The sequence below is a fragment of the Stenotrophomonas sp. genome, assembly GCF_031995405.1.
GTDB lineage: Bacteria > Pseudomonadota > Gammaproteobacteria > Xanthomonadales > Xanthomonadaceae > Stenotrophomonas.
Genome location: NZ_DAMAGC010000150.1, coordinates 1 through 8,826 on the forward strand (window position 1 = coordinate 1; position 8,826 = coordinate 8,826).

General features: G+C 68.2%; 9 protein-coding genes. 6 read left to right on the forward strand and 3 right to left on the reverse strand.

Translation table 11 applies throughout. From position 1 onward, the window contains the following. Nucleotides 1-23 precede the first annotated feature (23 nt). The gene (locus tag RTO53_RS18110; RefSeq protein WP_312239101.1) at nucleotides 24-485 is read left to right on the forward strand and encodes a ribonuclease domain-containing protein; all 462 of its coding nucleotides are present in this window, start codon (nucleotides 24-26) and stop codon (nucleotides 483-485) included. After that, nucleotides 482-934 (forward strand): barstar family protein, encoded by a 453-nt coding sequence (locus RTO53_RS18115; protein ID WP_312239102.1) that lies wholly within the window; start codon nucleotides 482-484, stop codon nucleotides 932-934. Before RTO53_RS18110 ends, RTO53_RS18115 begins: the two co-directional genes overlap by 4 nt. A 281-nt stretch (nucleotides 935-1,215) precedes the next feature. Here RTO53_RS18115 and RTO53_RS18120 read toward each other — a convergent pair whose 3' ends face one another. Both RTO53_RS18120 and RTO53_RS18125 read right to left on the reverse strand, forming a co-directional pair. After that, the gene (locus RTO53_RS18120; protein ID WP_312239103.1) at nucleotides 1,216-2,964 is read right to left on the reverse strand and encodes a hypothetical protein; all 1,749 of its coding nucleotides are present in this window, start codon (nucleotides 2,962-2,964) and stop codon (nucleotides 1,216-1,218) included. 9 nt (nucleotides 2,965-2,973) lie between these two features. Then, complete coding sequence (locus RTO53_RS18125) at nucleotides 2,974-3,573, reverse strand: NfuA family Fe-S biogenesis protein (protein ID WP_256775581.1); 600 nt, start codon at nucleotides 3,571-3,573, stop codon at nucleotides 2,974-2,976. A gap of 102 nt (nucleotides 3,574-3,675) precedes the next feature. Here RTO53_RS18125 and RTO53_RS18130 point away from each other — a divergent pair, with 102 nt between their 5' ends. From RTO53_RS18130 to zupT, 3 genes are all read left to right on the forward strand, one after another. Next, a complete protein-coding gene (locus tag RTO53_RS18130) occupies nucleotides 3,676-4,017 on the forward strand; it encodes a 4a-hydroxytetrahydrobiopterin dehydratase (RefSeq protein ID WP_312239104.1) in 342 nt (113 codons plus the stop codon). A 4-nt stretch (nucleotides 4,018-4,021) separates the two neighbouring features. Beyond that, complete coding sequence (locus RTO53_RS18135; RefSeq protein ID WP_312239105.1) at nucleotides 4,022-4,438, forward strand: energy transducer TonB; 417 nt, start codon at nucleotides 4,022-4,024, stop codon at nucleotides 4,436-4,438. A gap of 91 nt (nucleotides 4,439-4,529) precedes the next feature. After that, nucleotides 4,530-5,339 (forward strand): zinc transporter ZupT, encoded by an 810-nt coding sequence (gene zupT, locus RTO53_RS18140; protein ID WP_312239106.1) that lies wholly within the window; start codon nucleotides 4,530-4,532, stop codon nucleotides 5,337-5,339. Between the two features lie 118 nt (nucleotides 5,340-5,457). Here the strand turns inward: zupT and RTO53_RS18145 are convergent, their stop codons facing one another. Beyond that, complete coding sequence (locus tag RTO53_RS18145; RefSeq protein ID WP_312239107.1) at nucleotides 5,458-6,396, reverse strand: RluA family pseudouridine synthase; 939 nt, start codon at nucleotides 6,394-6,396, stop codon at nucleotides 5,458-5,460. 445 nt (nucleotides 6,397-6,841) lie between these two features. Between RTO53_RS18145 and RTO53_RS18150 the strand changes: the two genes are divergently transcribed. Continuing rightward, a partial coding sequence (locus RTO53_RS18150) for an Rne/Rng family ribonuclease (RefSeq protein ID WP_312239108.1) occupies nucleotides 6,842-8,826 on the forward strand: 1,985 nt, incomplete at its 3' end.

Here is an 8,826-nt window from a genome sequence, read left to right on the forward strand (position 1 = left end):
GTCTTCCCTGCCCCGCCCCGCCCATGCGCAAACCTTTGCTGTTGCTGGTCGCCAACGTACTGCTGATCGGCGGCCTGGCCACGATCAAATTTTCGCAGCGCCCGCCGCCCCCGCAGTTCGCCCCGTCGCTGACCCAGCCGGCGGCGACGAACGCAGCTGTCGCCAACGGGGCGCAGGCGGCCCAGCACGATCCGTTGCCGCCGTTCCTTCCGCCCGAGGCACGTCGCACCATCGCACTGATCCAGCAGGGCGGGCCGTTCCCGCACCGGCAGGACGGCAGCGTGTTCGGCAACCGCGAACAGCGCCTGCCAGAGCGGCCGCGCGGCTATTACCACGAGTACACGGTCGACACCCCCGGTGCCGGCAACCGCGGTGCGCGTCGCATCGTCACCGGCGGCAATCCGCCGACCGGCTGGTTCTACAGCGACGACCACTACGAGACGTTCCGCAGTTTCGATGTTCCACCGGCCGGGAGCTGGCAATGAACCATGATGGATTCGAGTTGGGCCTGCACGACATCAACAATGCCGGCGTCTATGCGATCGGCAATGGCGATGTGGGCCCGTTGTCGGCCGCGATGCGCGATGCCGGCCTGCGCGTGGTGCAGATCGACCTGGACGGCTGCCAGGACAAGCGGATGCTGTTGACGCGGCTGGCCGGGCGACTGGACTTCCCCACCGGCTTCGGCGGCAACTGGGATGCGCTGAGCGACAACCTGCGCGACCTGGCCTGGTTGCCGGCCAACGGCTATGCGTTGTTCTTCAACGACGCCGACGCCCTGCGCGCCCAGGCGGGCGCGGATTTCGACACACTGCTGGAGATCCTCGACGAAGCCAGCCGCAGCTGGGGCGAAACCAACGTGCCGTTCTGGGCGTTCGTGGCGTTGCAGGATGCGGACGTGAGCGGGGATGCAGACACGGAAGGGGCGCCCTGACGTCTGGCCGGATCGGGTGCCTGGCAGACGCCATCACCCCAGACCCGTAGAGCCACGCCATGCGTGGCTGGCAGGCGCCATGACGCCTCACCCGTAGAGCCACGCCACGCGTGGCTGGCAGGTGCCATGACGCCCCACCCGTAGAGCCACGCCACGCGTGGCTGGCAGGCGCCATGACGCCCTACCGGTAGAGCCACGCCATGCGTGGCTGGCAGGCGCCATGACGCCTCACCTGAGGGCAGCCACGCATGGCGTGGCTCTACCATGGATCAGGGGGTGCCTCAGCGGCTGCCGTTGTCTTCCTGCAGCTCTTTCTTGAACGGGATGTCCGGCGGCGGGCGCGCGATGGCCGGCTGGTCCTGCATGTTCGGATCGCTCAGGCCGCAGCCGCCGCCGAACTGCAGGATCGAGACCACGCAGGAAATCGACGAGCTGGTGCCCGGGATCGGGATCTCCACCGCCTTGATGCCCTTGCGGACCCACTCGGCCAGCAGCGATTCGTTGGGCGCCCAGTACTTGTCGAACGAGGTCGGCGTGTAGTCGTACGGCGGACGCTTGAGCCAGGTGCCGGACTGGGCGATGCGCTCCTTGGTCCAGCCGTCCTTGTCACCGCCCGGTGCACCACGCTCGGTGCTGCCCTTGCCGTCCTGGCCGGGCACGCGCACGCTGCCGTCGGCCTTGAACAGGCTGTCGCCGTGGCTGCCGGTATCGGCGACGGCGCGGCCGTCGAGGTCGCGATCCTGTGGATGGTTGGCTGCACCCCAATCGTCGCCGCGCGTCGGCGTGGCCCAGTTGCCCGGGTTCGCCGCCGGCTTCGCGGCCGGCGCGGTGCTGGCGCGCGCGGTCGAGGGGCTGCTGCTCTTGCTCGGCGTGGTCGCCGTCGCGGTGGACGTCGAGGTCGAGGTCGACGTACTCGGCGCGGTGCTGGTCGACGCCGGTGCCGGCCGCGCGGCCGGGGTGGGCACGCTGCGTTCGCGCACCGCGACCTCGGTCGATCTGCGGGTCACGCTGACCTCCCGTTGCGGCACCGCCGCCATCGTCACCGACGGCGCGGCAACCGGCTGGATGTCGCGTTCGCGAACCTGCACCTCGCGCTGCGGCAACGTGGCGTCCACGCGCGGACCCGGCACGCGCACCGTGGTTGCGGGCGCCTCGACCACGCTGACCTGACGCTCGCGCACGGTGGGCTCAGGCGTGCGCAGCCGGGGTTCGGCTGGCCGCGGCACTGTCACGCTGGCGCGCGGGGTCGGCGCCTCGACGGTGCTGACGGTGCGCTCGCGCACGGCAATGTCCTGCGGCTCACGCGGGATTACCCGCACCTCGGTGCGCACCACGCTGGTCGGCGGCACCACGAAATCGGTGGTCGCCTGCGCCACTTCGGTGGCCTGCACCGGCTGCTCGACCGGCGGCGTCACCGGGCTGGGCGGCGTCGGTTGCGGCACGTCGGGCGGGGTAGGCTCGGCACTAGGCTGCGGGGCCGATGCGGACGCCGACGCGGGCTGGCTGCTGGCCGCCGCGTCCAGTTCGCTGGCCGGGGCATTGCTCGGGGCGGGCGCGGCCGCGTCCGGCGTCGCTTCGCCACCCCCCTCTTCCTGCGGCGTGCCGCGCCCCACCAGGGCCACCTGCACACGACCGCTCTCGCCGCCCTGCTCCGGCTCCACCGGCGGCCGGATCAACGCCACCCACAACAACAGCACGGCGAACATCACATGCAGCAGCAGGCTGAGAGCGGCCGCCGTCCAGCGCATCCAGCGCTGGTCGCGTGGCGCTGGCTCCCAGCCTTGCCACAGCAGGCGTCGGATCGACTGCACGAAGCCCAGCTGGGGCAGTCGACCGCCCGACACCGGCAGCGGCCGCTGGATCAGCTCGGCGATGACCTCGCTGGAACGGAACGGCCGCGGCAGCGGGGTCAGCGCACGCAGCCACAGGCCCCACCCGTAGGGCAGGCCCGTGGTTTTTTCGAGGATGCGTTCGTCCGGCTGGCGTGCCAGCAGCCACTCGAGGATGTCGTCAGCCCGGCGCAGTGGCACGCAGCGGGATCAGGCGGCCGTGCCGCGCGGGATATACGGCGCGTTGCCACTTTCGTGGTCGGTCGCATCGCGCACCGCGGTGATCCCGGGTACGCGTCCCATCAGGGTCTTCTCGATGCCTTGCTTGAGGGTGACATCGGCCATGCCGCAGCCCTGGCAGCCGCCGCCGAAGCGCAGCAGCACCACGCCATCGGCCGACACCTCCTGCACCGCGACCTTGCCGCCGTGCGAGGCCAGCTGCGGGTTGACTTCGTTCTCCACCACCCAGCGCACGCGCTCGACCAGCGAGGACGCATCGGTGGGGGCTTCACCCTTGATCTTGGGGGCCTTGATGGTCAGCTGTTGGCCGCCGGTGGCGTTGCTGACGATGTCGATGTCGGCACCGTCCAGCCAACCCACGCTGGTGGCATCGACGTACAAGGTGAAGCCATCGCAGTCCACCGCCCACTCATCGCCCATCAGGTCGGTGGGCTCGGCGAACTCGAGGCGCGCATCGGCGCGCGGGGTGCCGGCGTCGACGGCGCTCAGGCGCACGCCCATGCCGGGCACGGCCTCACGCTCGATCAGCTTGCGGAAATAGGTCTGGGCAGTGTCGGATATCTGGATCATCGGGCTATTCTAGCCACTTACATGTTATGCGCTCATTCGGTTTATACACCGTCCGGCGCATCGTTCAGGCATCTTGCAAGAAGAATGGGAGTGGAGGATTTCATGGCCGACCGGATTCCGCTGGCGCAGGCGCATTGCGTGCCGCGCAAGGGCAGCGACCACAAGCTGGGCGAGGCCCGGGTGGCCGAACTGCTGACGCAGGTTCCCGGCTGGGCGCTGGCCGAGCAGGGCCAGGCGCTCACCCGCACCTTCCGCTTCGACAACTACCACGGGACCATGGCCTTCGTGAACGCCCTGGCCTGGGTGGCCCATCGCGAAGACCACCACCCCGACTTGGGCGTGCATTACGACCGGGCCGTGGTGCGCTTCTCCACCCACGATGTGGGTGGCCTGAGCGAAAACGACTTCATCTGCGCAGCCAAGGCCTCGAGCCTGACGGAGTGATTCCATGAAACTGCACTGCCTCGTATTGTCCAGCATCGCCCTGATCACCCTTGCCGGCTGCAACAAGCCGGCCGCCCCGGCTGCCCCGGTGGCCGCGCCCACCGACGTGGCCGCAGTGAAGACCCCGCCGCCGCAGTACCCGATCGAACTGGCCTGCCAGGGCATCGGCGGCACCAGTACGTTCAAGGTGGTGATCGCCGCCAACGGCAAGCCCGGCCAGGTAGCCCTGGTCAGCGGCAGCGGCAACGCACAGCTCGACGACCAGGCCAAAAAGGCGGTGGAAGGCTGGGAGTTCAAGGCCGCCACGCGCAACGGCCAGACCGTGTCGACCACGATCCAGGTGCCGGTCAGCTTCAACCCGCCGCAGCCCAAGCCGGACGAGTGCTTCGCGGTGGAAGAGCGGCTGCGCCGCGGCGGCTGACCGCCGCTGGATGTGAGGCCAGCCGCCGCAAGCCTCTCCTTTGCGCGCCCCGCCCGGGGCGCGTCGCACTTCTACAGGGACGCTGTGGCGCATGCTCGAAATTTCGTCTGAACACGTGTGGGTGGCGCTCGCCGTGACGCTGGCCGCCGGCCTGGCAACGGGCATCGGCAGCCTGATGGTGGTGTTTTCGCGCCGCCCGAACCCGCGCCTGCTGGCGTTCGGGCTGGCCTTCGCCGGCGGGGCGATGGTGTTCGTATCGCTCACCGAGATCCTCAACAAGGCGATCGACGCGTTCACCCAGGCCTACGATGCGCGCCTGGGCTTCGCCTACGGCACGACGGCGTTCCTGGCCGGGGTGCTGCTGATCGTGGTGATCGACCACCTCATCCCCAACCCGCACGAGAGCCTGGACAAGCAGGACCCGCTGTTCCGCGACAACAACAAGGCCTACATCAAACGGGTCGGGATGCTGACCGCGATTGCGATCACCGCGCACAACTTCCCCGAGGGCCTGGCCACGTTCTTCGCCACGCTGGAGAGCCCGTCGGTGGGCATGCCGCTGGCCTTCGCCATCGCCATCCACAACATCCCCGAAGGCATCGCGATCGCGGTGCCGGTGTACTTCGCCACCCAGAACAAGGGGTACGCGGTGGGCGCCAGCCTGTTGTCGGGACTGGCCGAGCCGGTCGGTGCGGTGATCGGCTACTTCGCCCTGTCGGGCGCGCTCAACCATGCCACCTTCGGCTGGGTGTTCGGGCTGATTTCCGGGGTGATGGTGTTCCTGGCCCTGGACGAACTGCTGCCGGCGGCCAAGCGCTATGCCAAGGGGCACGAAACCGTGTACGGGCTGGTGGCCGGCATGGGCAGCCTGGCGATCAGCCTCGTACTGTTCAAATGGTAATGCCCCGGTAGTGCCGGCCGCTGGCCGGCTGCTCTTCGTTCGGGTATGCGGAAAGCCGGCCAGCGGCCGGCACTACCCTTCGTTCGGGTGTGCGGGAAGCCGGCCGACACCCTGCCGTTTATTTCAGCCGGTTCAGTACCTCGGCCAGTTCGTCGGCCAGCGGTGCGTTGAGCAGGTAGGGGGTCTTGCCGCTGTCCAGGAAGAACTCCAGCGAGGCCGCGTGGAGGAACAGGCGCTTGAGCCCGATCTGGTCACGAAGGCGCTTGTTGACGTCCGGATCGCCGTACTTGTCGTCCCCGGCCACCGGATGGCCCAGATGCTGGGCGTGCACGCGGATCTGGTGGGTGCGGCCGGTTTCGATGCGCACCTCGCAGTACGAGTGCCCGCCCTTGCGCTCCAGCACCTTGAAGTGGCTGATCGATTCCTTGCCGATCGGATTGACCTGCACATGCCGCTCGCCGCCCTGGCGCAGCCCCACATGCAGCGGCGCATCCACCGTCATCGTGCCGTCGGGCATGCGCCCCACCAGCAGGGTCAGGTAATGCTTGCGGATGCCGGAGCCATGGTCTTCACGCAGCAACGCCTGCAGTTCACTCAGCGCCGAACGCTTCTTGGCCACGATGAGCAGCCCGGAGGTGTCCCGGTCCAGCCGGTGCACCAGCTCCAGGGTCTTGCCGGGCCGCAGCGCGCGCAGGGTTTCGATCGCGCCGAAACTGATCCCACTGCCGCCGTGGCTGGCCACGCCGGACGGCTTGTTCAGCGCCAGCAGTCGATCGTCTTCGAACACGATGGCATCTTCCAGCCGCTTCATGAACGCGGCAGGCGGACCGGCCTTGTCTCCCTCTTCATTGAGACGAACCGGTGGCACACGGACTTCGTCGCCGGGCTCGAGCTTGCGCTCGGCCTTGGCGCGGCCGCCGTTCACCCGGACCTGGCCGCTGCGGACGAGCTTGTAGATCAGGCTGCGGGGCGCACCCTTGAGCTGGCCGAGCAGGAAGTTGTCCAGGCGTTGCCCTGCCCGGTCGGCCGGGACAGTGAGGATACGTACGCTGGTCATGGCTTCAGCGGCTTTCGGGGTGGGCTCGGTAACGGTCATTGGCCTTTTATTCTGTTACACTCGGCGGGCGAGATAAGGGATTGATTTCGTTGGAAGTTGCTCTGGGCCAGAAGCCCGACTTCCCTCGATTCCGGCACAGTGCGCAGCCACCGCCCCCGGGGCGGCCATGTTAGCGGCTCACCGGCGGTCCCGGCCATCGCCGGATGCCTGACAAGCGTCTGAGCTGAAAAACATGTCCCTGTGGCGCTCCAGCCTGGCTGAAAGCTGCCTCCGGCCCCGTTACACCCAAACCAAAACAAATGAAGCGCTCCCGCGGCCTGCCGTGGTGTTGTAGCGCTGGAAACCCAAGCCGCCCTCCCCGCGCCTGCGCGATGGGCGACGAAGCGTGACCAGAAGCGAAACCCCATGGCGTTCCGCGCGGTAGCAGCGCGCGAGGAACGCAAGAATGAAGCGAATGCTGATCAATGCCACGCAGGCCGAAGAGCTGCGGGTAGCCATCGTGGATGGCCAGACGCTGTACGACATCGACATCGAGCAGCCGTCCAAGGAACAGAAGAAGTCGAACATCTACAAGGGCCGCATCACGCGCCTTGAACCTTCGCTGGAAGCGGCCTTCGTCGAGTACGGTGCCGACCGCCATGGCTTCCTGCCGCTGAAGGAAATCTCCCGCGATTACTTCCAGGCTGGCGTCGACCCGAACAAGGCCGGCATCCGCGAGCTGCTGCGCGAGGGCCAGGAAGTGGTGGTCCAGGTCGACAAGGAAGAGCGTGGCAACAAGGGCGCCGCCCTGACCACGTTCATCTCCCTGGCCGGTCGCTACATGGTGCTGATGCCGAACTCGCCCACCGCCGGCGGCGTCTCGCGTCGCATCGAGGGTGAAGACCGCGCCGCGCTGAAGGAAGCGCTGGACAAGCTGAACATCCCCGACGACATGGGCGTGATCATCCGCACCGCCGGCGTCGGCCGCGATGCCGAAGAGCTGCAGTGGGACCTGGATTACCTGCTGCAGGTGTGGAAGGCCATCGCCGAAGCGGCGCTGACCAAGCCGGCCGCGTTCCTGATCTACCAGGAATCGCGCCTAATCGTGCGTGCCCTGCGCGACTACCTGCGCGCCGACGTCGGCGAGATCCTGGTGGACACCCAGGAACTGTACGAAACCGCCCGCGAGTTCATGCAGCAGGTGATGCCGCAGACCCTGCGCAAGCTCAAGCATTACACCGACGACATCCCGCTGTTCAACCGCTTCCAGATCGAATCGCAGATCGAAGGCGCGTATGAGCGCAACGTGCGCCTGCCGTCCGGCGGCTCGATCGTGGTCGACCAGACCGAAGCGCTGACCGCCATCGACGTCAACTCCTCGCGCGCCACCAAGGGCAGCGACATCGAGGACACCGCCTTCCAGACCAATCTGGAAGCGGCCGAAGAAGTGGCCCGCCAGCTGCGCCTGCGCGACCTCGGCGGCCTGGTGGTCATCGATTTCATCGACATGGCCTCCAACAAGCACCAGCGCGAAGTCGAGAACCGCCTGCAGAACGCGCTCAAGTACGACCGTGCGCGCGTGCAGCTGGGCCGCATCTCGCGCTTCGGCCTGATGGAAATGAGCCGCCAGCGCCTGCGTCCGAGCCTGGGCGAATCCAGCCAGATCGTGTGCCCGCGTTGCGACGGCCATGGCCGCATGCGCAGCGTCGAGTCGATGTCGCTGTCGATCATCCGCGTGGCCGAAGAGCATGCGATGAAGGAGAACACCGGACAGGTGCTGGTCCAGGCCCCGGTGGAAATCGCCAACTACCTGCTCAACGAGAAGCGCAGCGCGCTGCGCGAGATCGAACAGCGCCATGACGCGCCGATCGTGATCGTCGCCGACGAGCAGCTGCATACCCCGCATTACGAAGTGACCCGCCTGCGCGAGAACGAGCTGGGCGAAGAAAGCGGCAAGCCGAGCTACCAGCGCGGCACTCCGCGCAAGTTGCCGGTGCACGCGCTGACCAAGGCCCAGTTGAACATCCCGGTCGCCCCGGTGGTGACCCAGGTCAAGCACAGCCAGCCGGCCCCGGTGCGCGAAGCGCCGGAACCGGAAGCCGCACCGGCCCCGGTCGCGCCTGTGGTGGTGGCCGCCCCGGCCGCTACCGGCGTGGTGGGTTGGCTCAAGCGCATCTTCGGCGGCGAACCGGCCCCGGCCGCTGCACCGCAGCCGAGTGGCCGTCCTGCCCAGGACGGCAACCGCACCAATCGCAACAAGGATCGCAACAAGGACCGCAACGGTGGTCGTCGCGATGAGCGTGGCGGCAACGGTCAGGGTCAGGGCCAGGCCCAGGGCCGTGGCAACAAGGACCGTGGCGAGCGTGGCGAGCGCGGCGGCAAGAACGAGCGCCGCGACGAACGTCGCCAGGACGTGGCCGCACCGACCGCCGGCGCGGCCCAGGTACAGGC